The organism is Microbacterium sp. MMO-10, from assembly GCF_037148715.1.
Classification (GTDB): Bacteria; Actinomycetota; Actinomycetes; order Actinomycetales; family Microbacteriaceae; genus Microbacterium.
The window spans coordinates 807,409-832,812 of sequence record NZ_JBBCSV010000002.1 but is presented as its reverse complement, the minus strand read 5'-3'; the positions used below and the strand labels follow the sequence as shown (position 1 = coordinate 832,812).

Sequence of the window (25,404 nt, the reverse complement as noted above, 5' to 3'; positions counted from 1 at the left end):
CCCGAAGGGCGCATCCGTGTCCCGCGCCGCGGAATCATGCGGATTGGTAGGGTGATTCCGTCCCATCCGCGCGCCCCGGCGCACGCCCTCCGAGGAGTTCCCGTGTCTCAGACCCTTCCCGCCGATTCGCTGACCGGCAAGGTCGCCCTCGTCACCGGATCCTCGCGCGGCATCGGCGCCGACACGATCCGCTACTTCGCCGAGGCCGGGGCCGACGTCGTCATCAACTTCCGCAACAAGGCCCCCCGCGCCGAGAAGCTCGCGGCGGAGGTCCGCGCCCTCGGCCGTCGCGCCCTCGTCGTCGGCGCCGATCTGACCGATCCCGACTCGGTCGCGGAGATGTTCGCGGCGGTGCAGGCGGAGTTCGGCGGTCTGGACGTCCTCGTCCTCAACGCGTCCGGCGGCATGGAGGCCAACATGGGCGAGGACTACGCCCTGCGCCTGAACCGCGATGCGCAGGTCAACGTGCTGGAGACGGCGCTCCCGGTGCTCCGCGAGGGCGGACGCATCGTCTTCGTCACGAGCCACCAGGCGCATTTCATCCGGACCACGCCGACGATGCCGGAGTACGAGCCGGTCGCTCTGTCGAAGCGCGCCGGAGAGGACGCCCTGCGCGAGCTGATCCCCGCGATCGAGGCGAAGGGCCTCGAGTTCGTGGTCGTGTCGGGCGACATGATCGAGGGCACCATCACGGCGACCCTTCTCGAGCGTGCGAACCCCGGCGCGATCTCGCAGCGCCGCGAGTCGGCGGGGCGTCTCTACAACGTGTCGGAGTTCGCCGCCGAGGTGGCGCAGGCGGCGATCGACCCGGTCCCGGCGGACCACACCCGCCTCATCGGCGACGTCAGCGGCTTCGGAGCGGAGTAGCCCGCAGACGCAGAAGGGGCCCGGACGCTTGCGCGCCGGGCCCCTTCTCGTATCCGGTCAGAGGCCGGCGGCCTCCGCGACGGCCTTCGCGTCCTTGGCGATCGTGATCGCACGCACGATCTGCGCGATGCCGAGCACGACGAGCGAGATGGCGAGGAACAGCCAGAAGAACGGGACGGCGGCGAGCCCGAGGCTGATCACCGCGATGCCGGCGACGATGCTGAGCAGGGAGTAGATGAGCGTCCAGGTCTTGGAGCCGTCCTGACCCATGAGGGTCAGGGAGACGACGCCATCGAAGATCCAGCTGACTCCGATGAAGATCACGGTCACGAGCGCGAACGCGATCGCTGCCGTCTGGATGTTCGTGAACGCGATGACGCCGGCGACGATGTAGAGGAGGCCGAGCACGATGTGACCGACGCGCGCCCATCCGGACTTGCCGGCACTGAAGATGCCGAGCCCGATGTACACGACACCGGCGACGATCAGGTAGGCGGCGATGATTCCGGTGAGGACGAAGGCGGTCTTGACCGGCCACACCAGCATGACGATGCCCGCGATCAGCGCGATCACACCGGACACGGCGAGGAAGACGCGAAGTGACTTCACCAGGCTCTTCGCTTCGGCAACTGCTTCGGACATGAGGGGACCCTTTCTGAGTAATCCCTGGGAATCGGGGATGGCCTCATTGTACCGCGGCCCGGGGGACCGGTCGGTGAACCCGCGCCGTCGTGCGAGGATCGGGGGATGAGCCCGACCGCCGACGAGGATCGCCTGCGCGACCTCGCCGCGCTCCGCTCGGTCCGGGACCGCATCGACCGCGAGTACGCGCGTCCTCTCGACGTGGAGGCCCTCGCTGCCGGAGTGCACATGTCGGCAGGCCACCTGAGCCGTCAGTTCAAGCTGGTCTACGGAGAGCCCCCGTACTCCTATCTCATGACCCGGCGGATCGAGCGGGCGATGGCGCTGCTGCGGCGCGGAGACGTCACGGTCACCGAGGCGTGTTTCGCCGTCGGGTTCCAGTCCCTCGGTACGTTCAGCACCCGGTTCAGCGAGCTCGTCGGGGTCTCGCCGAGCCGCTATCGCGCCGACCCGGGACTGGGACCGGGGATCCCCTCCTGGATCGAGAAGCAGGCGACGCGACCGATCAGGAATCGAGAAGCGTCCGCGGATCCGCCCGCGTAGCGTGAGCGGCATGGACATCACGATCAACGCCAGCTTCCTCCCGCACACCGATGCCGAGGAGTCCCTCCGCTTCTACAGAGACGTGCTCGGCTGGGAGCTGCGCAAGGACGTCGGCTACCAGCAGATGCGCTGGCTCACGGTCGGACCGGCGAATCAGCCCGACACCTCCATCGTGCTCACGCCTCCGGCGGTGGACCCCGGTATCAGCGAGGATGAGCGGCGCACCATCCTGGAGCTCATGGCGAAGGGCAGCTTCGGGGGTGTCGTGCTCGCCACCCAGAACGTGGACGCGGCGTTCGCGGAGATCGAGTCGCGCGGGGGAGACGTCGTGCAGGAGCCCATCGACCAGCCGTACGGGATCCGGGACTGCGCGTTCCGCGACCCCGCCGGCAACATGATCCGCCTCCAGCAGGTCGCGTGACCGCCGCGGTGCCCGCCGGAGCGTCGGCGGGCACCGCTAGTGTGTGACCCGCCCCTTTCCGTCCGCCGATGAGGAGGATCCCGCCGATGACCGAGGCCCACGTCGCCGACACCCACGACATGATCAGGGTGCAGGGAGCCAGGGAGAACAACCTCAAAGACGTCTCCATCGACCTCCCGAAGCGGCGCCTGACCGTCTTCACCGGGGTCTCCGGATCCGGGAAGAGCTCTCTGGTGTTCGACACGATCGCGGCGGAGTCCCGCCGCATGATCGACGAGACCTACAGCGCGTTCGTCCAGGGCTTCATGCCGTCGGTGCCGCGCCCCGACGTCGACGTCCTGGAGGGGCTGACCACCGCGATCCTCGTGGACCAGGAGCGGCTCGGCGCCAACCCCCGATCCACCGTGGGGACGGTCACCGATGCGAACGCGATGCTGCGCATCCTGTTCTCGAAGCTCGGTAGCCCCTACATCGGCGGCCCGACGGCGTTCTCCTTCAACATCCCCACGCAGAAGGCCAGCGGCGTGATGACCGGGCCTGGCGGCGAGAAGAAGATCGTGAAGGACGCGATCTATCTCGGCGGCATGTGCCCGCGCTGCGAAGGCAGGGGAGCGGTGTCCGATCTCGACCTGACCCAGATCGTCGACGAGACGAAGTCGCTGAACGACGGCGCGATCATGGTGCCCGGCTACACCGCCGACGGGTGGATGGTGCGACAGTTCGCGGAGTCCGGCTTCTATCCCGCGGACAAGCCGGTCGCGGGATTCACGGAGAAGCAGCGGCACCTCTTCCTCTACGGCGAGGTGACCAAGGTCAAGATCAACGGGATCAACATCACCTACGAGGGGCTCATCCCCAAGATCACGAAGTCGATGCTGTCGAAGGACATCGATGCGCTCCAGCCGCACATCCGTGCGTTCGTGGAGCGGGTCGCCGCGTTCGCGGTGTGCCCGGAGTGCGATGGCACGCGCCTGACGGAGGGGGCGCGCTCGTCGAAGATCGACGGGATCAGCATCGCCGACGCCTGCCGGATGCAGGTGACGGATCTCGCCGCGTGGGTGCGCGGTCTGGATCTGCCGGGCGCCGGTCCGCTCCTCGAGGCGCTCCGGGCGAACCTCGACGCCTTCGTGACGCTCGGACTCGGCTACCTCTCCCTCGAGCGGCCGAGCGGCACGCTGAGCGGGGGAGAGGCGCAGCGGATCAAGATGCTCCGGCATCTCGGCTCCTCGCTCACCGATGTGACCTACGTGTTCGACGAACCCACGATCGGGCTGCATCCACATGACATCCAGCGGATGAACGGACTCCTCGAGCGGCTGCGTGACAAGGGCAACACCGTGCTCGTGGTCGAGCACAAGCCCGAGACGATCGCCATCGCCGACCACGTGGTCGACCTCGGGCCGGGCGCGGGAAGCGCCGGCGGCGAGATCTGCTTCGAGGGAACCGTCGAAGGACTGCGCGCCAGCGGCACCCTGACGGGTCGCCACCTCGACGACCGAGCGGAGCTCAAGCCCTCGGTGCGTGCGCGCAGTGGCGCGATCGCCGTCCGCGGTGCGAGCACGAACAACCTCCGCGACGTGGACGTCGATGTCCCGCTCGGGGTGCTCACCGTGGTCACGGGGGTCGCCGGCTCGGGCAAGAGCTCGCTGATCCACGGCTCCGTGGCGAAGGGCGAGGGGGTGGTGTCGATCGACCAGACCGCGATCAAGGGCTCGCGCCGCAGCAATCCCGCCACCTACACCGGCCTGCTGGAGCCGATCCGGAAGGCGTTCGCGAAGGCGAACGGGGTGAAGCCCGCGCTCTTCAGTGCGAACTCCGAGGGCGCCTGCCCCACGTGCAAGGGCGCCGGCGTGATCGTGACCGAGCTCGGGTTCATGGACACGGTGGAGAGCCCCTGCGAGGACTGCGGCGGAAAGCGCTTTCAGGCGGCGGTCCTGGAGTACAAACTCGCGGGCAAGGACATCACCGAGGTGCTCGACATGCCCGTCGCCGAAGCTCATGAGTTCTTCCGCGGGGGAGAGGCGAAGATCCCCGCCGCCGTCGCGATCCTGAGCAGGCTCGAGGACGTGGGGCTCGGGTACCTGTCGCTCGGTCAGCCCTTGTCGACGCTCTCCGGAGGGGAACGGCAGCGGATCAAGCTCGCGACCCAGATGGCGGACGGCGCCGAGACGTATGTGCTGGATGAGCCGACGACGGGACTGCACCTCGCCGACGTGCAGAATCTCCTCGGTCTGCTGGATCGGCTCGTCGATTCCGGCAAGTCGGTGATCGTGATCGAGCATCACCAGGCGGTCATGGCGCATGCGGACTGGATCATCGACGTCGGCCCCGGAGCGGGCCACGACGGCGGCAGAGTCGTCTACGAGGGCACGCCTGCGGACCTCGTCGCGGCGAAGTCGACGGTCACGGGGGAGCACCTCGCGGCCTACGTGGGGGCGTGAGGGCTTCCATGGCGGATCTCAAGATCAGCACGCGCAACTCACGGTTCCAGTTGCTCGAGGCACTGACGCGCAATCGCAACCATCGCCTGCGAGAGCATCGGTTCGTCGTGCAGGGGGTTCGCCCGATCTCGCAGGCGATCGAGCACGGATGGACCCTCCTCACGGTGATCCACGATGCGGAGCGGTCGCTGTCCTCCTGGGCGCGCGACGTGCTGAAGCAGGCGCCGGAGACCATCGCGATGAGTTCGGCCCTGCTCGCGGAACTCGCCGAGAAGGACGAGGGCGCCACGGAGATCCTTGCCGTGGTCGCGATGCCGGAGGACGAACTGTCGAGGATCCCGGTGCCCGCTGACTTCCTCGGTATGGTCTTCGACCGCCCCACGCAGCCGGGAAACATCGGGGCGATCCTCCGTTCGATGGACGCCCTCGGCGGCCAAGGGCTGATCGTGTCGGGTCATGCGGCGGACCCGTACGACCCGAAGTCGGTCCGCGCCTCGACGGGATCCCTGTTCGCGACGCCCGTCGTCCGCACGGCTTCGGGTGGACCGGTGTTCGACTGGGTGCGCGACATCCGCGCGAGGGGCATCCCGCTGACGCTGGTCGCGACGGACGAGCACGGCGACGTCGACGTCTGGGACTACGACTTCACCCAGCCGTCGCTGGTGCTGATCGGGAACGAGACGGGCGGTCTGGCGCGGGGCTGGCGCGAGGCCGCGGATGTGATGGTGCGGGTGCCTATGGTCGGTGCGGCGAGTTCGCTCAACGCGTCGAACGCCGCGACGCTCATGCTGTACGAGGCGGCGAGGCAGCGCGCGGCGCGCCCCGTCGACCGGCGCGGCGGGCTCTAATGAGGGCACGCCCGCACGCGATTGTTATGTCAGCTTCGGAGCGGGCGCCCCAGGTTAATGGGGCAGCGCTCCGTCAAGGATCGAACGGGAGCGTGAGCATCCCGACGAGCCGACGCGCTGCGTCGTAGGTCGATCATGCGCGCTGTGACGATGTGGCGTCGCGCTCGGGCGACTCGAGGTGCCGTGACCATGCAAAGAGTGGATCATGCGGCGCCCGTTGTGGACTGTGGAGCGGAAACGAGGTGGTTTCGCTTCGCCCCGGACCGCATGTGATTTCGCTGATAATGCACATTATGTCAACTCGTCGGAGGATTGTCGGCATGTTCGAGATCTCCCCCGCCGAGGCCGCCGGCGGCGGGGTCCGGCTGGTCGGCACCCGCCGGCGTGAGGCGGCGATGGCGATCAAAGCCTGCCGGGCGCGATGGGCGCGCGGATGCTGCCTCACCGTAGGCCGTCCTCGCAGTTGCTCCCGAGGCGCTCCTCCCACCAGAGCTCGTGCGTGGACCCTGTGGGCGTGTCGACCTGCCAGCCCGGGAACCTGACGAACTCATCCATCGCCAGGCCCCAGGTTGAGCCCTCCGCAGCGCGATGTGTTTTGGACCACTCGTACATCTGCTGACCAGTCGCGGACCAGTCCTGGTTGTTCATCTGCCTTGCGATCGCGGGAGGCATCGGTGCATCATTCGGAGTGCTGTAGTCGTACGTGCAGGAATACGTTCGCCCGGCATCGTTGAGATAGCTCAGCGAGATCGTGACGTTCGTCGTGTACGTCGCGTTGCGCAAGGTGACGAGGGTCACGACTATGCCGTCGATGAAGATCACCGGCACGGCCAAGACGATGACGACGACCCAGATCCCCACTCTGAGACCCGGCCACCACGCGGGGCAACGAGCGCTCGCACCAACCGGAACCTCGTCAAGATCTGACATGCCTTCAGACTACTAAGTATTGAACACGTTCGAAACATGGGGAAGCTATGAAACCGATGGAGCCTTCGAACCAGATCGCCTTCTTCCCCGACTGGGGCCACAAGTGGCCACTCTGGGGACCGGTTGCTCTACGCCCCGAGCACCTTGGGCTGTCCACAGATCTAGCCCGGCGACTTGCCGAGTGGGTTCGGGTGTGGCAGGAAGAACTTGACCCTGTTGTCGAGATCCGCTGGCCGTCTACTGAGATGGGGGAAGCCTGGATCGCCGAAGGAGAGGCTCTCTGCAATGAGGTGCAGGAGGCTGTGAAGAAGCGGCGAATCATGGTGATCCCCCGCTTCTCTGAGTTTGCGCCTAGCCGAGATGTCTAAGGTCCGTCTCCCAAGTCGCGGGGTGGTCTGTTGTCGGGGATGCTGATGGGGTGGCTCGTGGTCGTGATCTCTAGGATCCGAGGCGATCCCGATCAGGCGGGGACGTCCCGCCTCATGAGCAGCGAACGCCCGTGCGGGCTCTCCTTCGTCACGACGCCCGTGTCGACGAACCCCAGCTTCGTCAGGACGCGGCGTGAGGCGAGGTTCCATTCCCATACGGTCGCCCAGAGCAGCGGATACCCGTGGTCTCGAGCCCAGCCGATGACGATCCGGCCCGCCTCCGTCGCGTAGCCGCGATTGTGCGCCGCCTGCAGCAGTTCGAAGGCCAGCTCGGGCCGTGCGCCATCTCCGTCGAACACCACCCCGCAGTATCCGATCACCTCGTCGGTATCGCGGAGCACGACGGTAAGCAGACCGGGCTGTTCCGGGGCGCGGTCCTGGCGGATCCCCTCCGCGATCTCCGCGACCGTCGGACGTCCGTCCGCGGAGAGCCTGCGGTGCGAAGGCACGCGCTCGTCGCGCTCGGTCCACAGCTGCCGGAACACCTCTGCGTCCGCCTCCCGTTGCGGCCTCAGCACCAGACGATCCGTCGTGAGCATCGCGGTGCGAGGGTCGTCGGGCATGGGCCCATCCTGCCATCGACGGTGTCCCGGTGTCCCGGCACGACGGGGGTGAACGGAACGCTCTCCCCCAGCGACGGACCGGGCCCATCCCCGCAGAGGCATGCGTCTCGTGCCACGATGGCGACATGGACAGGTCGAGGGCGACCCGGATCTTCGGTGCGCTGATGCTGGGTGCAAGCGTCGTGCCCCTGTCGGGTTGCATCGCCTGGTCGCCGGAGGCAGACGCCGAGCACGGCGCCCGGCAAGGACTCGCCTCCTTGGTCGAGGAGTCCCAGGACCGGATCTGGGAATCCCGAGTGGCACTGACTCAGGATCCCGAAGCAGCAGTGGCGACCATCCCCGGGCTGGCGGACGTCCGCCGCGGGAGCGCGGAGGGCACCTGGTTGCTGACCGACCTCCGCCAGGACGCTTCCGGCACAGCCTTGACGCTGACAGCATCAGCCAGCGGAGAGGCCGGCGGTGGCCTGTTCTTCCAGCAGGCCACGCTGCGCACGTGCTGGACGCTGCTGGTGGCGCCGGAGGGCTCGCGGGTGGACACCGCCTCCGCAGACTGCGCCGAGCGCCTCGCCGCGGGCCGATTCCCCGAAGGGCTGGCCGAGGCGAAGATCATGCCGTTCGATGACCTGGGCGTCCGGCATCACGTCGATGAGAGCGACTATCCGGCTGCGCCGTGCCAATGCTCGAGCGGCGAGCCCTGCGATTGCCCGGGCGGCTGATCGCTGACCCGACGCGTGTCCGTCAGCGTCGTGGGGTCCACCCCGTGGGCAGCGGGCCGGAGAGCAGCGCTCGTTCCTCGTCCGCGGCGAGCGACCAGCCCTGAGCGGCGTCGTGGCCGTCGAAGCCGCCGCGCGCCACGCGGAACCCGAGGTCGTCCTGGGCCGTCCGCGGATCCCCTCCCCGGCGTACCGAGGCGCGCACGTTCCAGGCGTCGTCGGCGAAACCACCGCCGCGGAACACCCGGTACTCGCCGTAGCGGGCCGGATCCAGGAGGTCCCAGCACCACTCCCACACGTTGCCGAGAGTGTCGAACAGTCCGTTCAGATTCGGCATCCGCTCCCCCACGCGCTGCGGGTGCCGCACGCCGTCGGCGGACGTCCACGCGATGTCCGGAAGGGGGCCGTAGTGCGGGGTCGTGGAGCCTGCGCGGCAGGCGTACTCCCACTCCGCCTCGGTCGGAAGCCGGAACCCGTCGGCGGAGACGTCCCAGTGCACGTCCGTACCGTCGAACCGATATACCGGATCCAGTCCCTCCCACTCGGATGCGGCGTTGCAGAAGCGCACGGCGCGCTGCCAGGACACGTCCACCGCGGGGCGATCGGGATGTTCGGCCGCGATGCCGAGCAGTTCGGCGACCTGCTCCTCCGTGACCGCGTAGACGCCGATCTCGAAGGGCTGCAAGGACACCTGCCAGCGACGCTTCGAGCGCGCGTCGTGCAATCCGACGGTGCCCCCGGGCAATGCCCGCATCTCGATCTCGCTCATCCCACGGAAGTCTAGGAGACCGTCGCTCGCATCGATCACGCGACCGCTGCCGGGCCGCAACGGATGTCGGCGGCCCCTCGTAACCTCTCCCCCATGACGCGCGCGATCTTCTACACCGCCTCCACTCTGAACGGGTTCCTCGCAGATCCGCAGGATTCCCTCGACTGGCTCCTGACCATCCCGCAGGACGAGGCGACGGCCGATATCGCCGCGTTCAGCGAAGGCATCGGGGTCCTGGTCGAGGGCTCCGCGACGTACGAGTGGGTGCGGAACCATGAGGATCTGATGGCGCATCCCGAGCGCTGGCAGCAGTTCTACGGCGATCGTCCGACGTTCGTCTTCACGCGACGCGAGCCGGAGCCCGTGCCCGGGGCGGATATCCGGTTCGTGCAGGGATCCGTGATCGAGCACTGGCCGGACATCGTGGCGGCGGCCGCGGGCAAGGACGTGTGGATCGTCGGCGGCGGAGAGCTCGTGGGCCAGTTCGTCGATGCGAACCTGCTCGATGAGATCGTCATCACCTTCGCTCCGGCGACCCTCGCCGCGGGCAAGCCGCTGCTCCCCCGCGACCTCGATCACACACAGCTCGAGCTCGTGGGCGCCCGCCGGGCGGGCCCCTTTGCGGAGCTCACCTACCGGCTGCCGCGAGCCGCCCGCGGCGTCTAGCGGTTCGTCGCCTTACGGCGCCGGCGAAGCGGACGGAACGTCTACGCTGAAGCACGTGCCCGACGCCCTCCTGACCGCCGAACGACTCGTGCGCCGGTTCGCCCGCTCGACCAACCTGCTCGTGGCAGGCCGCACCTTCGATGTCGTCGGAGACAGAGAGACGGCCGATGAACTGCGTGCTCTCCTCGTGCGGCTGGGTGCACGTCTCGGCGAGGGCTCGGTCCTCTTCGAACCGGGAGCAACGCCGGAGATCCTGCTGGACGGAGCCGCGCTGCCGCCCCGGGCGACCGCCGACGAGCGCATCGACTTCGCCGGCACGCACATGCCCGTGTCCCGCGGGATCGCCGACGCGCTGCGCGAGAACGGCGTCGTGCGCGGCGTCCGGATCGGCATCGCCATGGTGCTCGAGCCGAAGACCGCGCAGCTCGCGCTCCTGCTCCGCAGCGCCGGCGCCGAAGTCGCCGTGTACGCGCACCCCGATGAGATCGATCCTGCGGTCGCCGCCGCGCTGCGCGGGCGCGGCATCCCGGTCGACGGGGATCCTGCGCTGTCGGGGAGCGCCGAGCGCGATGCCGCAGTCGCCTTCCTTCGTCGAGGTCTCGACCTGCTGCTGGACGACGGGTCGCATCTCATCCGGCTCGCCCACGAGCAGGATGAGCTGGGCACGCTGCGGGGCGCCGCCGAGGAGACGACCAGCGGCCTGACGCCTCTCCGGCGGATGGCCGCGCAGGGCGCGCTGCGCATCCCGGTGATCGCCGTCAACGACGCGCCCATGAAGACGGCGTTCGACAACCGCTACGGCACCGGCCAGTCCTGCGTCTTCGCGATCGCCGATGTGCTGGATGCTGCCGGCATCGGACTGCGCGACCAGCATGCGGTGGTCGTCGGCTACGGCCCCGTCGGCGAGGGCGTCGCCGCGCACCTGCGCGCGCTCGGGACGATCGTCGGTGTGACGGAGACGGATCCGGTGCGCGCGCTCCGCGCGGCGCACGACGGCTACGCGACGGGAAGACTCCGAGACCTCGCTCCGGGCGCCCTCGTGGTCTCCGCGACCGGCGCGCCGCATACGGTCGACGCCGAGACGCTGCGCGTCGCGAGGATCGTGGCGGTCGCCGGGGGTGTGCCGGGCGAAGTCGATGTCGCGGTGCTGCGGCCCGAGGAGCGGGCCGGCGCCCCTCTCCCCCATCTCGATCGCACCGAGGACGGCGCGCTTCTCCTGGCGCGGGGCGGATGCGTCAACCTCGCCGCCGCGGAGGGCAATCCGATCGAGATCATGGATCTGTCCTTCGCGGTGCAGCTGTCGGCGGTGGCGCAGCTGCTCGGGGCGCAGCTTCCGGCCGGCGTGCATCCGTTCCCCGCCGAGGCCGATCAGGCGGTCGCCCGTGCGGCCCTCGCGGCGCGAGGCGAACAGCTCGACGTCCGCAGTGATGCCCAGCGGCTCGCCCAGGACGATTGGCGTTCTCCGCGATACCGGGAGGCGACGGCGTGAGCGACGTCACCCTGTACTCCGCCGGACAGGTGTTCCCCATCACCGCTCCCCCCATCGTCGACGGCGCGGTGGCCGTGCAGAACGGGCGGATCCTGCACGTGGGCGAACGCGCCTGGGTGCGTCGCTCTCTCGACGACCGTGGCCTCGCGTCCACAGAGGTGCACTGGCCGGGCGTGCTGATCCCCGGTCTCGTGAACGCCCACACCCACCTGCAGTACACGGGGATGGCCGAGGTGGGTCGGGGACGATACCAGGGTTTCGAGGACTGGGCGACGGCCTTCGACCCCGTCTACGAGCAGGGGAAGGACTGGGCCGCTGATGCCGCCGATGGCGCCGCCCGGCTGATCCGCACCGGCACGACCGCCGCCGCGGACGTCGTGACGGACCGGTCCGCGGCGTCTGCGCTGCACGATGCGCGCCTGCACGGCATCACCTACTGGGAGGTGATGAGCTGGACCAACGCCGACTGGGCGCGCACGGGGCGACGTCAGGTCGAGGACGCCCTGGACGCTCTTCCCACTCCCCCCGGCACCGGGCTGTCTCCCCATGCGCCGTACTCGCTCGAGATCGAGCCCCTCCTGGAGATCCCGGACATCGTCCGTGAGCGTGGAACGCGGATCCACATCCATCTCGGCGAGGCGGCTTTCGAGAGCGAGTTCGCCCACGATCAGGCCCACGCCTGGCATACCGCAGGGCTCGCGAGCTTCCAGGAGCTGCGCGACGCGGGCTTCGGCACGAGCGCGACCGAGTTCGTGGACCAGCTCGGCGTCCTGGGACCCGACTGTCACATCGCGCACGGCGTGTACATGAGCGCACGCGATCGCGCGATCCTGCGGGAGCGGCACACGAGCGTCGCGCTGTGCCCGCGCTCGAACGCGGTCATCGGCCTGGAGGAACCGCCGATCGCCGCGTACCTGCGCGAGGGCAACGCCATCGCCGTGGGAACCGACTCGCTCTCCTCCAGTCCTTCTCTGGATCTGCTCGCCGACGTCGCCGAGCTGGCCCGCATCGCCCGTTCCCAGGGGTACACCGATCGCGACCTGCACGCGCGCCTGCTGAACGCCGCGACCCTGGGAGGCGCGCATTCCATGGGCATCGACGTCGGCCCTGACCGCACCGGATATCTCGCCGTCGGTGCGCTCGCGGACCTCGCCTTCTTCGACGTCGCGCCCGGGGCGGACGCCGTCGTGGAGCTCGTGGAATCGGGAGCCGGGCGTTCGGCCGCCACCGTCATCACCGGCGAGCTCCGCCACTCGACGACCGCCTTCGAGACTCCCTGACCCGTCCAGGAGACACCCATGACTGAGCCCCTTCCTTCGACCGCGATCCGCCTCGGTCTCGAGCCGCACCCCGAGGGGGGCTGGTTCCGCCGCACCTGGACGAGCCCGAACCCGATCGAGACGCCCGGGGGCACGCGCCCCGCAGCCACCTGCATCCACTACCTGCTGACGCCGGACGAATCCAGCGCCTGGCATGTCGTCTCCAGCGATGAGCTCTGGCTCTGGCACGGTCCCGGCCGCCTCGAGCTCAGCCTCGGCGGATCCGATGCCGCACCGGGAGCGGCCGAGACGATCGTGCTCGGGCACGGCGCCGCCGCGCAGGCGCTGGTCCCGGCCAGCGTGTGGCAGGCGGCGCGTCCGCTCGACGCAGAGGAGGTGCTGGTCTCCTGTTTCGTGGCGCCGGGTTTCGACTTCGCCGACTGGCGGCTCGCCGATTCCTCTACGGTATGAACGGGGCACCTGCGCCCGCAGTCCCACCCGTCCGCCCCCGCACCCGCATCTCAGGAGTTCCCGTGTCCCTCGCACCCGCTCTGCGTCGCGTCGCACTCGTCTCGACGATCGCCGCCGCCGCCCTGTCGCTCGCCGCCTGCAGCGGCTCCTCCGCGTCCGCGCCCTCGGCCGGAGCCGACGCCACCGGCGCGGCGCTGCAGACCGTGACCGCGGGAAAGCTCACGATCGCGACCGGCGACCCCGACTACGAGCCCTGGTTCATCGACAACGACCCGTCCAACGGGAAGGGCTTCGAGGGCGCGGTCGCCCACGCCGTCGCTGCCGAGCTCGGTTTCTCCGACAAGCAGATCGTCTGGACGCGCACCGGCTTCGACGCCGCGATCGCCCCCGGCCCCAAGGACTGGGACCTCAACATCCAGCAGTTCTCGATCTCGGACGACCGCAAGAAGGCCGTCGACTTCTCCTCCTCGTACTACACGACCACGCAGGCGGTCGTCGCGGCGAAGGGCAGCCCTGCCGCGTCGGCCACGAGCGTCGCGGACCTGAAGAAGGCCAAGGTCGGCGTGGCGACCGGCACGACGAGCTACACCGTCGCGAAGGCGCAGCTCGGCACGGGCGACCTCAGCGTCTTCAACTCGGTCGACGATGTGGTGCAGGCCCTCAAGGGCGGCCAGATCGATGCGATGATCACCGACCTGCCCGGTGCGTTCTACGTGACGGCGTCGCAGTTCGAGAACGGCACCGTCGTCGGGCAGTTCGCCGACGACAAGGGCGGCGACCAGTTCGCGTTCGTCCTCCCGAAGAACTCCCCGCTCACCCCGGCCGTCACCAAGGCGGTCGACGCGCTGCAGAAGGACGGAACGATCGCGGAGCTGCAGAAGAAGTGGCTCAGCGAGGCCGTGAACGTCCCCGTCCTGAAGTGACCTCTCCCCTGGTCGATGCGGCGTGGCAGCCGAGCGCGCTCGAGCTGTCCCGCCGCGATCTCCGTCGCCGGGCGACGACGCGCTCCGTCCTGATCGCGCTGCTGAGCAGCCTCGCGGTCGCGGCGGTGATCATCGTCGTCCTAGCCAACACCCCGGGGTGGAAGGTGGTCCGCGAGACCTTCTTCGACCCGAAGGTCGCCCTCGAGAGCGTCGGGCCGATCTTCCAGGGCCTGCTCGTCAACCTCCTGGTCCTGGTGATCGCAGCCGTCTGCGTGGCGCTGCTCGGTACCCTGCTCGCCGTCCTGCGCTCCCTGCGCGGCCCGGTGTTCTTCCCGCTGCGACTGCTCGCCGCGGCGTACACCGACTTCTTCCGGGGCGTGCCGCTGCTCATCGTGCTGTACCTGGTGGGCTTCGGCATCCCCGCGCTCATGATCTTCCCCCGGATGCCCGCGATGTTCTGGGGCACGATCGCCCTCGTGATCAGCTACTCCGCGTACGTGGCTGAGGTGCTGCGGGCGGGCATGGAGGCGGTGCATCCGTCGCAGCGGGTGGCCGCCCGATCGCTCGGTCTCACGCACGGCCAGACCCTGCGGATCGTGGTCATCCCCCAGGGCGTGCGCAAAGTCGTCCCTGCGCTCATGAACGACTTCGTGTCGATGCAGAAGGACGTCGGTCTCATCTCCGTGCTCGGTGCGATCGACGCGGTCCGCGCGGCACAGCTGCAGGTGGCCGAGACCTTCAACTTCACGCCGTACATCGTCGCCGGGCTCTTCTTCGTGATCCTGAGCTGGCCGATGATCCGGTTCACCGACGTCGTCACCGCACGACTGAACAAGCGCGAGCAGGCCGGAGGAATCCTATGACCGCGCCCGTGATCGAAGCGGTCGGCGTCCGCAAGCGCTTCGGCGATCATGACGTGCTCCGCGGCATCGACCTCGCCGTCGACGCGCACGAGGTCGTCGTGCTGATCGGGGCGTCCGGATCCGGGAAGTCCACGCTGCTGCGCACGATGAACCTCATCGAGCGCGTCGACGACGGGCAGATCCTGCTGTCGGGAACCGACATCACGGATCCGCGGATCGACGCGGACGCGATCCGCGCACGGATCGGGGTCGTCTTCCAGCACTTCAACCTGTTCCCGCATCTCACCGTGCTCGACAACGTCACGCTCGCAGCGCGCCGCGTGCACCGCCTGCCGAAGGCGGAGGCCGCCCGGCGCGGCCGCGAGCTGCTGACGACACTGGGGCTGGGCGACAAGGCCGATGCCTACCCCGACCGTCTTTCCGGCGGGCAGCAGCAGCGTGTGGCGATCGTGCGCGCGATCCTCACGGATCCGGAGCTGCTGCTCCTCGACGAGATCACGAGCGCACTCGACCCGCAGCTCGTGGGCGAGGTGCTCGATCTCGTCCGGGAGCTCAAGGGGCGCGGCACGACGATCCTCATGGCGACGCACGAGATGTCCTTCGCGCGCGAGGTCGCCGATCGCGTCGTGTTCCTCAAGGACGGAGTGCTCGTCGAGCAGGGGCCGCCCGCGCAGATCTTCGACGCTCCTCAGCACCCCGCCACGGCGGAGTTCCTCTCCCGCGTGACGCGCTGACCCGCGCCGCGGGCTGCGGCGGTTCCGATCGCGCTCAGCCCGCAGACGACGGGCGGATCTCGGTCCAGTCGGCGAACTTGGGTCGACGGCCGTCACCCGAGGAACGCCGCGTCACGCGGCGTTTGATCCACGGGCCGACGTGTCGGCGGTAGTAGGCGGCCGTGCTGAGCGGCTCCTCCTCCGGCACCTCATGGGCATGCCACCACTCCTCGGGCGCTCCGGCGCCGACGGCGTCGAGCACCCGCGCGGCGACGCGGTGGTGCCCGTTCGCGTTCATGTGCAGCCGGTCCTCCGCCCAGTACTCGGGCCTGCTGAGCTCGCGGTCCGGCCAGTTCAGGGCCTGCACCACATCGGGGCGGTCCTGGATCCGTCGCAGCACGGCGGCGGAGAGCTCGTCGCCTCGGCGCTGGATGAGCGAGGTCAGCGGGAGCTGGGCGGACGGGTTCGCTCCGGAGAGGACGATGAGCGTGGCGCCGGCCTCGTCGCACCGCCGGAGCACGCGCGTGAACGCGTCGGCGATGTGCTCGATGTCGGCTTTCGGGCGCAGCATGTCGTTGCCCCCGGCGTTGAAGGACAGGTGCGTCGGGTTCAGCGCCAGCGCGGGCTCCAGCTGCTCCTCGACCACAGGCCATGCAAGGCGTCCGCGGATCGCGAGGTTGGCGTAGGAGATCGGTTCGCCGAGCGCCTCCGCCCAGCCCAGCGCCGCGAGGTCGGCCCAGCCGCGCACGGTGCCGTCGGGAAGCTCGTCGCCGACCCCCTCGCTGAAGGAGTCTCCGATGGCGACGAATCGAACAGCGCTCATCCTCTCAGCCTACGACGACGGGGCCGCGCGGACGTGCGTCCGTGCGGCCCCGTCGAGCCGAGATCAGTCGGCGGCGAGCAGCTTCCGCACCCGCGGGATGACTTCGGTGCCGTAGAGCTCGATGCTGCGCATGAGAGCCTCGTGCGACGTCGTGCCGGTGGCGTACTTGAGGTCGAAGCGGCCGATGCCGAGCGTGCGCACGGTGTCGGCGATCTTGGCGGCGACGCGCTCCGGGGAGCCGGCGTAGACGGCCCCCTCGGGTCCCACCTCGTTCTGGAACTGGGCGCGGCTGTAGCCCGTGCCCCAGCCGCGCTCGGCGCCGATCGTGTTGCGCATCGTCTCGAAGCCCGGGTAGGCGGTGGACCACGCCTCGTCGTCGGTGTCGGCGATATGGCCCGGCGAGTGCACCGCGACGGGGAGCGCCGGGTTCCCGAAGGCGTCGACGGACCGGTGGTACAGGTCGACGAACGGGCGGAAGCGCGCCGCCGGTCCGCCGATGATGGCGAGCATGAGCCCGAGCCCGTGCCGTGCGACGCGCACGACCGATTCGGGAGACCCGCCGACGCCCACCCAAGTCCGCATGCCCTTCTCTGTCTTCGGGAAGACATCGGCGTTCTCGAGCGGCGGGCGGACCGTCCCCCGCCAGTTCACGGGCTCTTCCTTGAGCAGCTCGACGAACAGCTCCAGTTTCTCCTCGAAGAGCCGGTCATAGTCGCGCAGATCGAAGCCGAACAGCGGGAAGGACTCCGTGAAGGATCCGCGACCCAGCACGACCTCGGCGCGACCGCCGGACAGCGCGTCGAGGGTTGCGAAGCGCTCGAAGACGCGCACGGGGTCGTCCGAGCTCAGCACCGTCACGGCGGTACCCAGGCGGAGACGCTCCGTGCGCGAGGCGATCGCCGCCAGCACCATCTCCGGGCTCGACACGGCGAAGTCGCGCCGGTGGTGCTCCCCCACCCCGAAGAAGTCGACGCCGACCCGATCGGCCAGGGCCGCCTGCTCCACGATGTTGCGGATGGTCTGCGCTGCGCTGAGAGTGTTGCCGTCCGCGTCGACGGTGATGTCGCCGAACGTGTCCAGTCCGAACTCGATCTCCATGCTGAGTCCCTTTCTATTCACCTGAATAAAGGCGAAAGGGGTCGCGGACATTCCCGCGACCCCTTCCCAGAACGAGAAGGCGCTCAGCCGACCTGGAACACGCTGCGCAGCGTGTCCAGACCGACACCGCCCATGTCGAGGGCGCGCTTGTGGAACGTCTTGATGTCGAAGGCGTCGCCCTCGCGCTCCTTGACGGCGTCACGCACCTGCTCCCAGATGCGCTGTCCGACCTTGTACGACGGCGCCTGCCCCGGCCAGCCGAGATAGCGGTTGACCTCGAACTGACGGAACTCATCCGACATGTTGACGTTGCGGCGCATCATGTCGAGCGCGTAGTCGTGATCCCAGACGCCGTCGCCGTCGAGGCGGGGCTTTCCGAGGTGAACGCCGATGTCGAGCACCACGCGCAGCGCGCGCATGCGCTGGCCGTCCAGCATGCCGAGCCGGTCCGCGGGGTCGTCGAGATAGCCGAGCTGTTCCATGAGGCGCTCGGCGTAGAGGGCCCATCCCTCGGCGTGGCCCGAGGTGCCGGCGAGCACGCGCCGCCAGGTGTTCAATTCGGCGCGGTTGTAGGTGGCCTGCGCGATCTGCAGGTGATGCCCCGGCACGCCCTCGTGGTAGACGGTCGTGAGCTCGCGCCAGGTGTCGAACTCCGTCACGCCCTCGGGCACCGACCACCACATCCGGCCGGGACGGGAGAAGTCGTCGGTCGGGCCGGTGTAGTAGATCCCGCCCTCCTGGGTCGGCGCGATCATGCACTCGAGCTCGCGGATCTGCTCGGGGATGTCGAAGTGCGTCGCGCCCAGCTCGGCGATCGCACGGTCGCTGGTCTCCTGCATCCAGCGCTGCAGCGCGTCTGTCCCGTGGAGCTTGCGGGCGGGATCCGCTTCGAGATGCGCCACGGCCTCTTCGACGGTGGCACCGGGCAGGATCTCGTTCGCGATGGCCGTCTGCTCGGCGACCATCCTGGCGAGCTCCTCACGGCCCCATTCGTAGGTCTCGTCGAGATCGATGGTGGCGCCCAGGAAGCGCCGCGATGCGAGAGCGTACAGGTCTCGTCCGACCGCATCCTGCTGACCGGCGGCGGGCGCGAGCTCCGCGCTGAGGAAGGTGCGCAGCTCGTCATAGGCCACCCTGGCCGCGGCGGAGCGGTCGGCGAGGTCTCGGGCCAGGCTCGCCGGGAGCTGCCCCTCCTCCGTGGCGGCGTCGGCGACGAACGAGGCGAAGAAGCCGTCGTCGGCCGTGTAGCGGGCGATCTGGGTCGCGACCTCCACCACCTGACGGCGGGCGGGCACGACCCCCTTGTCGATGCCCTCGCGCAGCGTCGCGACATAGCCCTCGAGGGCGGCCGGGACCGCGCCGAGCCGCTCGGAGATCACGCGCCAGTCCTCGGCGGTGCCGGTCGGCATGAGGTCGAAGGACTGACGGATGTCCTGCGCCGCCGAGGCGATCACGTTCAGGTCGCGGAGATGCCACTGCGCCTCGCTCTGCTCCAGCGACAGCCGCAGTTCGGCGGAGAGGTCGGTCTTGGTGACACGGTCGATCTCATCGACGGGCTCCTGCGCGTCGAGCTCGGCGAGCACCCGCCGCGTCTCTGCGACCGATCGCTCATGACCGGACGGGCTGTAGTCGTCGAGTCGGTGGTTGACCTCGTTGCGCCCGATGTAGGTGCCGAGGATCGGAGAGAGGTCGGTGAGGGTGTCGACCCAGCCCTCGGCGATCTGATCGATGGCGGAGGGCGTGCGCGTCGTGGGCTGCTCTGCGGTCATCCCCCGAGCCTATCCGCGGAAGGCGCCCGGCCCCAGGGAACGACGCGTCAGGGTCGCCGCGTCATTCCCCGGAGTCAGGCTGCGCGGCTCAGTGCGCCGCTTCGTTCCAATCGGCGCCGCGACCGACCTGCACGTCCAGCGGCACCGACAGATCCGCCGCGCCGGCCATGCGATCGCGCACGATGCGCTCGGTCGCTTCCCACTCGCCCGGCGCGACCTCGACCACGAGTTCGTCGTGGATCTGCAGCAGGACGCGGGATGCGAGGCCCTGATCGTGCAGGTCGGCGTGGATGCGGAAGAGCGCGATCTTCATGATGTCGGCCGCGCTCCCCTGGATCGGGGCGTTGAGCGCCGCGCGCTCGGCGTTCTCGCGGAGGACGCGGTTCGGGCTCACCAGGTCCGGGAACGGGCGGCGACGGCCGAAGATCGTCTCCGTGTAGCCGACCTCCTTCGCCGCGATCACCGAGGCGCGCAGATAGTCGCGCACGGCGCCGAAGCGGGCGAAGTACTCCATCATGAGCTGCTTCGCCTCGGACTGCTCGATGCGCAGCTGCTTGGACAGGCCGAAGGCGCTCAGCCCGTAGACCAGGCCGTAGGACATCGCCTTCACCTTGGTGCGCATCGCGGGCGTGACCTCGTCGGGCTCGACCCCGAAGACGCGTGCGCCCACGAAGCGGTGCAGGTCCTCCCCGGAGTTGAAGGCTTCGATGAGACCCTCATCGCCGGAGAGGTGCGCCATGATGCGCATCTCGATCTGCGAGTAGTCCGCGGTGAGCAGCGTCTCGTAGCCGTCGCCGACCCGGAACGCGCTGCGGATCCGCCGCGACTCCTCGGTGCGCACCGGGATGTTCTGCAGGTTCGGGTCGGTGCTGCTCAGCCGCCCGGTCTGGCTGCCCGTCTGCACGTACGTCGTGTGGATGCGATGGTCGGAGCGGATCGCCGTGTCGAGGGACTCGATGATCTGCCGGAGCTTCGTCGCCTCGCGGTGCTGCAGCAGCAGATCGAGGAACGGGTGCGGGTTGCTCTCCTGGAGGTCTGCGAGGACGGCCGCGTCGGTCGAGTACCCGGTCTTCGTCTTGCGCGTCTTCGGCAGCTCGAGCTGCTCGAAGAGCACCTCCTGCAGCTGCTTCGGCGAACCGAGGTTCACCTCGCGGTCGATGATCGCGAAGGACTCCTCGGCGATGCGGGCCGCGCGCTCCCCCAGCTCCTGGGAGAAGCCGGAGAGGATCTCGTGGGAGACGGCGACGCCCGCGAGCTCCATGTCCGCGAGCGTGAGGAGGGTGGGCAGCTCGATCTCGCGCAGCACGCGATCCACGCTCTCCGGCACATCGGCACGCAGCGCGGTGGCCACGCGGCTGGCGAACCAGGCGAGCTGTGCGGGCGACGCCCCCTCGGTCTCGGGCACCAGCTGGCTCGGATCCGACTCCGGCAGCTTCTCCCCGAGATAGCGGTCGACGAGGTCGGCAAGCGTCTTGTCCGGGTAGCTCGGACGGAGCAGCCAACCCGCGAGGTTCGTGTCGTAGGAGACGCCGGCGATGCGGACCCCCGCGGTGCTCAGCGCCTTGATCTGCGGCTTCGCGTCGTGGAAGACCTTCGGGGCGTCGGACTCCAGCCAGTCGCCCAGGGCGGCCTGCACCGCCGGATCCCAGGACAGCTCGGCCAGGGCGTCGCCGTGGGCGAGTCCGACACGACGCGGCAGACCGCCCGAGACCGTCACTTCCACGGCGACTTCGCCGGTCGCTGCGGCCAGCCAGGCGGCGAGGCCCTCGGCGGCGAGCTCGGCCGCGGCGGGCACGGCGACGGCCGTGGACTCCTCCTCCGGAGCCTCTTCGCCGACCGCCTCGAAGACGCGCGGCAGCAGCGTGCGGAACTCGAGGCGCGCGAAGATGTCGCGCACGGCCTGCGCATCCATCGGCATCACGGCCAGGTCGGCAGGACCGACCGGCAGCTCGACGTCCTGCAGGAGACGGTTCAGCTTGCGGTTGCGACGCACGTCCTCGATGTGCTCGCGCAGGTTTCCGCCCACGACGCCCTTGATCTCGCCGGCGCGTTCGAGCAGCTCGTCCAGCGACCCGAACTGGGTCAGCCACTTCACCGCGGTCTTCTCGCCCACCTTCGGCACGCCCGGCAGGTTGTCGCTGGTCTCGCCGACGAGCGCGGCGATGTCGGGATACTGCTCCGGGCGCACCCCGTAGCGCTCCTGCACGGCGACCGGGTCGTAGCGCTTGAGCTGGGACACGCCCTGCACGTTCGGGTAGAGAAGGGTGACCTCGTCGTTCACGAGCTGGATCGTGTCGCGGTCGCCCGACACCACGAGCACGTCGTACCCCTGGGCGGAGCCCTGTGCGGCGAGCGTGGCGAGGATGTCGTCGGCCTCGATCCCCTCCTTGGTGAGCACCGGGATCGACATCGCTGCGAGGCAGTCCTGCAGCAGCGGGATCTGCCCGCGGAACTCCGACGGCGTCTCCGAGCGCGTCGCCTTGTACTCCGGATACTCATCGGTGCGGAAGGAGTGCCGCGACGTGTCGAAGGCGATCGCCATGTGGGTCGGCCGCTCAGCCTTGATGAGGTTCACCAGCATGGACAGGAAGCCGTAGATGGCGTTCGTGTGCTGGTTGTCCTTGGTGGTGAAGTTCTCCACCGGAAGGGCGAAGAACGCCCGATACGCGAGCGAATGGCCGTCGACGACCATGAGGGTAGGCTTTGCGGAGTCCGTCACCACTTCAGCCTAACGACACCGACGGACATCGAATCGAGGAGGATCCGCGTGAGCGACCCGGCCGACATCGATGCAGTGCCGGCCAGCCCCGGACTCGATTGGGCGGCGGAGCGCGGCATGGGCGCCCTCGCCGAGAGGATGGGGCTCCGCTGGGTCGAGTTCTCCGTCGACCGCTGCGTCGCGACGATGCCGGTCGAGGGGAACACGCAGCCGGTGGGCCTCATGCACGGCGGCGCCTATGTGGTGCTGGGCGAGTCGCTCGGCTCGATGGCGGCGAACCTGCACGCCGGTCCCGGGAAGCTCGCCGTGGGCGTCGACATCAACGCCACGCACACCCGCTCGGCGACCAGCGGCGTGGTGACCGGCGTCTGCACGCCGGTGCACCTCGGCCGCAGCCTCACGGTTCACGAGATCGTCGTGAACGACGATCAGGGCCGGCGCTGCTCGACCATCCGCATCACGAACATGATCAAGGATCTTCCCGGCGCGTGAGCGCTCAGGGCCGGTGATCCGGAGCGTCCTCCAGGATGCGCTCGAAGAGCAGATGGTCCTGCCACTCCCCCGCGATCCTCAGATAGCGTTCCGCACGGCCGATCTCGCGGAAGCCGTTCGCCTGGAGGACACGCTGCGAGGCCGCGTTGTGCAGGAGGGCGGCGGCCTGCACGCGATGCAGGCCGAGGTCGTCGCGCGCCTGGTCGCAGACGGCTCGGACCGCCCGGCGCATGGTGCCCCGTCCGGTCACCGCGCCGTCGATCCAGTACCCCAGATGGGCGCTCCAGAACGCACCGCGGACGATGTCGCTGAGGTTCAGTCGGCCCACGATGCGCTCGCCGGCATCCGTCAGCACGAAGGCGCAGCTGCGACCGGCATCGACGGCGCGCAGCGTCTCGTCGACGTGGCCCTGCTGCCAGCGCACCGTGAAGAACTCCTCGGAGCGCAGCGGCTCCCAGGGCGCCAGGTGCTCGCCGTCGCCCGCCAGAAGCGGACGGAGGCGGATCCCGTCTCCGAGATCCACGCCCTTACTTCTTGGGGGCGAGCTGCTCGATGATCGCCTTCGCCACGTCCTGCATGGTGAGGCGACGGTCCATCGACGCCTTCTGGATCCAGCGGAAGGCCTCGGGCTCGCTGAGGCCCATCTTCTCGTTGAGCAGGCCCTTGGCCCGGTCGACGAGCTTGCGGGTCTCGAAGCGCTCGACCATGTCGGCGACCTCGGCCTCGAGCGTGATGATCTGCTCGTGGCGGGCCAGGGCGATCTCGATCGCGGGCAGGAGGTCGTTCGGGGTGAAGGGCTTCACGACGTAGGCCAGCGCACCGGCCTCGCTCGCGCGCTCGACGAGCTCCTTCTGGCTGAACGCCGTGAGCAGCACGACCGGGGCGATGTTGCCCTTGTGCAGCTTCTCCGCGGCGCTGATGCCGTCCAGCTGCGGCATCTTCACGTCCATGATGACGAGATCGGGACGCAGTTCGGTGGCCAGCTGCACCGCGGTCTCGCCGTCGCCGGCCTCGCCGACCACGTCGAAGCCGTTGTCGCGGAGGATCTCGACGATGTCGAGGCGGATCAGCGACTCGTCCTCGGCGACGACGACGCGTCGCGGGGCGGACGAGGCGGGCTGCTCAGGCTGCTGCTCTTCAGTCACGGATCCATCCTACTGGACAGGAGTTTCGGATCTCGTGAACCCTGGTGCCGGCGGTGGGACTCGAGTCCCACCGGGCCTTCTCCGCACGTCGCATTCGCGACGCACGGAGCCTCTGGCCGGCGGGGCCCTGGGGCTCGAGGCGCCCCACACCGAAACAGAAGAGCGTCCCGGAGCGACCTGGCGGCCGCTCCGAGACGCTCCTGGTGCCGGCGGTGGGACTCGAACCCACACGTCCTCTCGGACAAAGCATTTTGAGTGCTCCGCGTCTGCCATTCCGCCACGCCGGCCCGGATCGACTGTAGCGCACCCGGAGACACGACGAGGGCCGGTCCCCCAGGGGAACCTGCCCTCGTCGGCGCGTCCTACTTGGCCTGGTAGGCCGGAGCGGCACCGTGCACGGTGTCGCCCACCCGGTGGATGCGCAGGTCGTTCGTGGAACCGACGATCCCGGGAGGGGAACCGGAGATGACCACGACCTTGTCGCCCACCTCTGCGAGGCCGGATCCGAGCAGGTGCTCGTCGACCTGGTGGAACATCATGTCGGTGTGCGGCACGAAGTTCACGAGACTCGTGCGGACGCCCCACGTGACGGCCAGACGACGGCGGATGGCCGGGTCGGGCGTGTACGCGAGCATCGGGATCCGCGAGCGCAGCCGCGAAAGGCGCCGCGCCGAGTCGCCGGACTGGGTGAACACGCACAGGAACTTGGCCTCGACGAACTCGGCGACCTCCAGGGCCGCGAGCGTGATCGCGCCGCCCTGCGTGCGCGGCTTGGTCGTGAGCGGGTGGATGCGCTCCAGCCCGTGATCCTCGGTGGACTCGATGATCCGCGCCATGGTCTCCACGACGATGACGGGATACTCGCCCACGCTGGTCTCGCCCGAGAGCATGACCGCGTCGGCGCCGTCGAGGACGGCGTTGGCGACGTCGGACGTCTCGGCGCGCGTCGGCACCGGGCTCGAGATCATCGACTCGAGCATCTGCGTCGCGACGATGACCGGCTTCGCCATGCGACGCGCGAGCTCGACGGCCCGCTTCTGCACGATCGGCACCGCCTCCAGTGGCAGCTCCACGCCGAGATCGCCGCGGGCGACCATGATCCCGTCGAACGCGTCGACGATCTCCTCGAGGTTGTCGACGGCCTGGGGCTTCTCGATCTTCGCGATGACCGGGATCTTCACGCCCTCTTCGGCCATGATCTCGTGCACGCGGGACACGTCCGCCGCATCGCGCACGAACGACAGCGCGATGAGGTCGGCGCCGGTGCGCAGACCCCAGCGCAGGTCGTCCTCGTCCTTCTCGCTCAGGGCGGGGACGCTGACCGCTACCCCGGGCAGGTTGATGCCCTTGTTGTTGGACACGGCGCCGGCGACGACCACTCGCGTGGTGACGACGGTGCCGTCGGTGTCCACCACCTCGACGCGGACCTTGCCGTCGTCGATGAGGAGGAAGTCGCCCGGCTTGACGTCCTGCGGAAGGCCCTTGAAGGTCGTGCCGCAGATGTCCTTGTTGCCGAGGATGTCCTCGGTCGTGATCTTGAAGATGTCGCCGACGGCGAGCTCGTAGGGTCCGGCCTCGAACTTGCCGAGGCGGATCTTCGGGCCCTGCAGGTCGACGAGGACGGCGACCGCGCGCCCGGAGTCCTCCGCGGCGCGGCGGACGTTCGCATAGTTGTTCTCGTGCACGGAGTAGTCCCCGTGGCTGAGGTTCAGTCGGGCGACGTCGACTCCGGCATCGATGAGGGCCCGCACCGTCTCATACGTCGAGGTTGCGGGGCCGAGTGTGGCCACGATCTTGGCACGTCTCAAT

25 protein-coding genes and 1 tRNA gene are annotated in these 25,404 nt (G+C 69.2%); 14 read left to right on the top strand and 12 right to left on the bottom strand.

Annotated features, from left to right (window positions below; translation table 11 throughout):
- Positions 1-102: 102 nt before the first annotated feature.
- Entirely contained in the window at positions 103-867 is a 765-nt protein-coding gene (locus tag WFJ17_RS08320; RefSeq protein ID WP_251439932.1) for an SDR family oxidoreductase, read from the top strand.
- Between the two features lie 57 nt (positions 868-924).
- On the opposite strand, the gene WFJ17_RS08315 is transcribed toward WFJ17_RS08320, so the two are convergent.
- Positions 925-1,509 carry an HdeD family acid-resistance protein gene (locus WFJ17_RS08315; RefSeq protein WP_251439929.1) on the bottom strand — a complete coding sequence of 195 codons (585 nt, stop codon included), beginning with the start codon at positions 1,507-1,509 and terminating at the stop codon, positions 925-927.
- A 105-nt stretch (positions 1,510-1,614) separates the two neighbouring features.
- Between WFJ17_RS08315 and WFJ17_RS08310 the strand changes: the two genes are divergently transcribed.
- The 4 genes from WFJ17_RS08310 to WFJ17_RS08295 all read left to right on the top strand — a co-directional run bounded on the left by WFJ17_RS08310 (position 1,615) and on the right by WFJ17_RS08295 (position 5,762).
- Positions 1,615-2,052: a helix-turn-helix transcriptional regulator gene (locus WFJ17_RS08310; RefSeq protein ID WP_251439926.1), complete on the top strand. Its 438-nt coding sequence runs from the start codon at positions 1,615-1,617 to the stop codon at positions 2,050-2,052.
- A gap of 10 nt (positions 2,053-2,062) precedes the next feature.
- A complete protein-coding gene (locus WFJ17_RS08305) occupies positions 2,063-2,473 on the top strand; it encodes a VOC family protein (RefSeq protein ID WP_251439912.1) in 411 nt (136 codons plus the stop codon).
- An 86-nt stretch (positions 2,474-2,559) separates the two neighbouring features.
- Positions 2,560-4,914 (top strand): excinuclease ABC subunit UvrA, encoded by a 2,355-nt coding sequence (locus WFJ17_RS08300; RefSeq protein WP_336648139.1) that lies wholly within the window; start codon positions 2,560-2,562, stop codon positions 4,912-4,914.
- Between the two features lie 8 nt (positions 4,915-4,922).
- Positions 4,923-5,762, top strand: coding sequence for a TrmH family RNA methyltransferase (locus tag WFJ17_RS08295; protein ID WP_336648138.1), 840 nt, complete (start codon positions 4,923-4,925; stop codon positions 5,760-5,762).
- Positions 5,763-6,203: 441 nt separating this feature from the next.
- On the opposite strand, the gene WFJ17_RS08290 is transcribed toward WFJ17_RS08295, so the two are convergent.
- Together WFJ17_RS08290 and WFJ17_RS08285 are read right to left on the bottom strand one after the other, a co-directional pair.
- Entirely contained in the window at positions 6,204-6,692 is a 489-nt protein-coding gene (locus WFJ17_RS08290) for a hypothetical protein (protein WP_336648137.1), read from the bottom strand.
- 460 nt (positions 6,693-7,152) lie between these two features.
- Positions 7,153-7,683: a GNAT family N-acetyltransferase gene (locus tag WFJ17_RS08285; protein WP_336648136.1), complete on the bottom strand. Its 531-nt coding sequence runs from the start codon at positions 7,681-7,683 to the stop codon at positions 7,153-7,155.
- Positions 7,684-7,808: 125 nt separating this feature from the next.
- On the opposite strand from WFJ17_RS08285, the gene WFJ17_RS08280 reads away from it, so the two are divergent.
- Positions 7,809-8,399, top strand: coding sequence for a hypothetical protein (locus WFJ17_RS08280; RefSeq protein ID WP_336648135.1), 591 nt, complete (start codon positions 7,809-7,811; stop codon positions 8,397-8,399).
- Positions 8,400-8,421: 22 nt separating this feature from the next.
- On the opposite strand, the gene WFJ17_RS08275 is transcribed toward WFJ17_RS08280, so the two are convergent.
- Complete coding sequence (locus tag WFJ17_RS08275; RefSeq protein ID WP_251439807.1) at positions 8,422-9,165, bottom strand: formylglycine-generating enzyme family protein; 744 nt, start codon at positions 9,163-9,165, stop codon at positions 8,422-8,424.
- Positions 9,166-9,258: 93 nt separating this feature from the next.
- Here WFJ17_RS08275 and WFJ17_RS08270 point away from each other — a divergent pair, with 93 nt between their 5' ends.
- The 7 genes from WFJ17_RS08270 to WFJ17_RS08240 all read left to right on the top strand — a co-directional run bounded on the left by WFJ17_RS08270 (position 9,259) and on the right by WFJ17_RS08240 (position 15,570).
- Positions 9,259-9,831 (top strand): dihydrofolate reductase family protein, encoded by a 573-nt coding sequence (locus WFJ17_RS08270; RefSeq protein WP_251439803.1) that lies wholly within the window; start codon positions 9,259-9,261, stop codon positions 9,829-9,831.
- Between the two features lie 55 nt (positions 9,832-9,886).
- Entirely contained in the window at positions 9,887-11,320 is a 1,434-nt protein-coding gene (locus WFJ17_RS08265; RefSeq protein ID WP_336648134.1) for an adenosylhomocysteinase, read from the top strand.
- Positions 11,317-12,600: an amidohydrolase family protein gene (locus WFJ17_RS08260; protein WP_251439796.1), complete on the top strand. Its 1,284-nt coding sequence runs from the start codon at positions 11,317-11,319 to the stop codon at positions 12,598-12,600. The genes WFJ17_RS08265 and WFJ17_RS08260 overlap by 4 nt, the downstream gene beginning before the upstream one ends.
- 18 nt (positions 12,601-12,618) lie before the next feature.
- Positions 12,619-13,050, top strand: a complete 432-nt coding sequence (locus WFJ17_RS08255; RefSeq protein ID WP_336648133.1) for a cupin domain-containing protein — start codon at positions 12,619-12,621, stop codon at positions 13,048-13,050.
- A gap of 62 nt (positions 13,051-13,112) precedes the next feature.
- Complete coding sequence (locus tag WFJ17_RS08250) at positions 13,113-13,973, top strand: ABC transporter substrate-binding protein (RefSeq protein WP_251439791.1); 861 nt, start codon at positions 13,113-13,115, stop codon at positions 13,971-13,973.
- Positions 13,970-14,836 (top strand): amino acid ABC transporter permease, encoded by an 867-nt coding sequence (locus WFJ17_RS08245; protein ID WP_336648132.1) that lies wholly within the window; start codon positions 13,970-13,972, stop codon positions 14,834-14,836. The genes WFJ17_RS08250 and WFJ17_RS08245 overlap by 4 nt, the downstream gene beginning before the upstream one ends.
- On the top strand, positions 14,833-15,570 hold the full coding sequence (locus tag WFJ17_RS08240; protein ID WP_251439785.1) for an amino acid ABC transporter ATP-binding protein: 738 nt from the start codon (positions 14,833-14,835) through the stop codon (positions 15,568-15,570). Before WFJ17_RS08245 ends, WFJ17_RS08240 begins: the two co-directional genes overlap by 4 nt.
- Positions 15,571-15,604: 34 nt before the next feature.
- On the opposite strand, the gene WFJ17_RS08235 is transcribed toward WFJ17_RS08240, so the two are convergent.
- From WFJ17_RS08235 to polA, 4 genes are all read right to left on the bottom strand, one after another.
- Positions 15,605-16,372 carry an SGNH/GDSL hydrolase family protein gene (locus WFJ17_RS08235; protein ID WP_251439782.1) on the bottom strand — a complete coding sequence of 256 codons (768 nt, stop codon included), beginning with the start codon at positions 16,370-16,372 and terminating at the stop codon, positions 15,605-15,607.
- A 63-nt stretch (positions 16,373-16,435) separates the two neighbouring features.
- Complete coding sequence (locus WFJ17_RS08230) at positions 16,436-17,470, bottom strand: LLM class flavin-dependent oxidoreductase (RefSeq protein WP_336648131.1); 1,035 nt, start codon at positions 17,468-17,470, stop codon at positions 16,436-16,438.
- Between the two features lie 83 nt (positions 17,471-17,553).
- Entirely contained in the window at positions 17,554-19,239 is a 1,686-nt protein-coding gene (locus WFJ17_RS08225) for a DUF885 domain-containing protein (RefSeq protein ID WP_251439776.1), read from the bottom strand.
- An 88-nt stretch (positions 19,240-19,327) separates the two neighbouring features.
- The gene (gene polA / locus WFJ17_RS08220; RefSeq protein ID WP_336648130.1) at positions 19,328-21,958 is read right to left on the bottom strand and encodes a DNA polymerase I; all 2,631 of its coding nucleotides are present in this window, start codon (positions 21,956-21,958) and stop codon (positions 19,328-19,330) included.
- Positions 21,959-22,075: 117 nt separating this feature from the next.
- Between polA and WFJ17_RS08215 the strand changes: the two genes are divergently transcribed.
- Positions 22,076-22,450, top strand: a complete 375-nt coding sequence (locus WFJ17_RS08215; protein ID WP_251442348.1) for a hotdog fold thioesterase — start codon at positions 22,076-22,078, stop codon at positions 22,448-22,450.
- 4 nt (positions 22,451-22,454) lie between these two features.
- On the opposite strand, the gene WFJ17_RS08210 is transcribed toward WFJ17_RS08215, so the two are convergent.
- The 4 genes from WFJ17_RS08210 to pyk form a co-directional block, all read right to left on the bottom strand.
- Positions 22,455-22,973, bottom strand: coding sequence for a GNAT family N-acetyltransferase (locus tag WFJ17_RS08210; protein ID WP_336648129.1), 519 nt, complete (start codon positions 22,971-22,973; stop codon positions 22,455-22,457).
- 4 nt (positions 22,974-22,977) lie between these two features.
- Entirely contained in the window at positions 22,978-23,595 is a 618-nt protein-coding gene (locus WFJ17_RS08205; RefSeq protein WP_045252013.1) for an ANTAR domain-containing response regulator, read from the bottom strand.
- Positions 23,596-23,796: 201 nt separating this feature from the next.
- Positions 23,797-23,882 (bottom strand) — tRNA-Leu (locus WFJ17_RS08200).
- Between the two features lie 75 nt (positions 23,883-23,957).
- A complete protein-coding gene (pyk, locus tag WFJ17_RS08195) occupies positions 23,958-25,403 on the bottom strand; it encodes a pyruvate kinase (protein WP_251439768.1) in 1,446 nt (481 codons plus the stop codon).
- Position 25,404 lies beyond the last annotated feature (1 nt).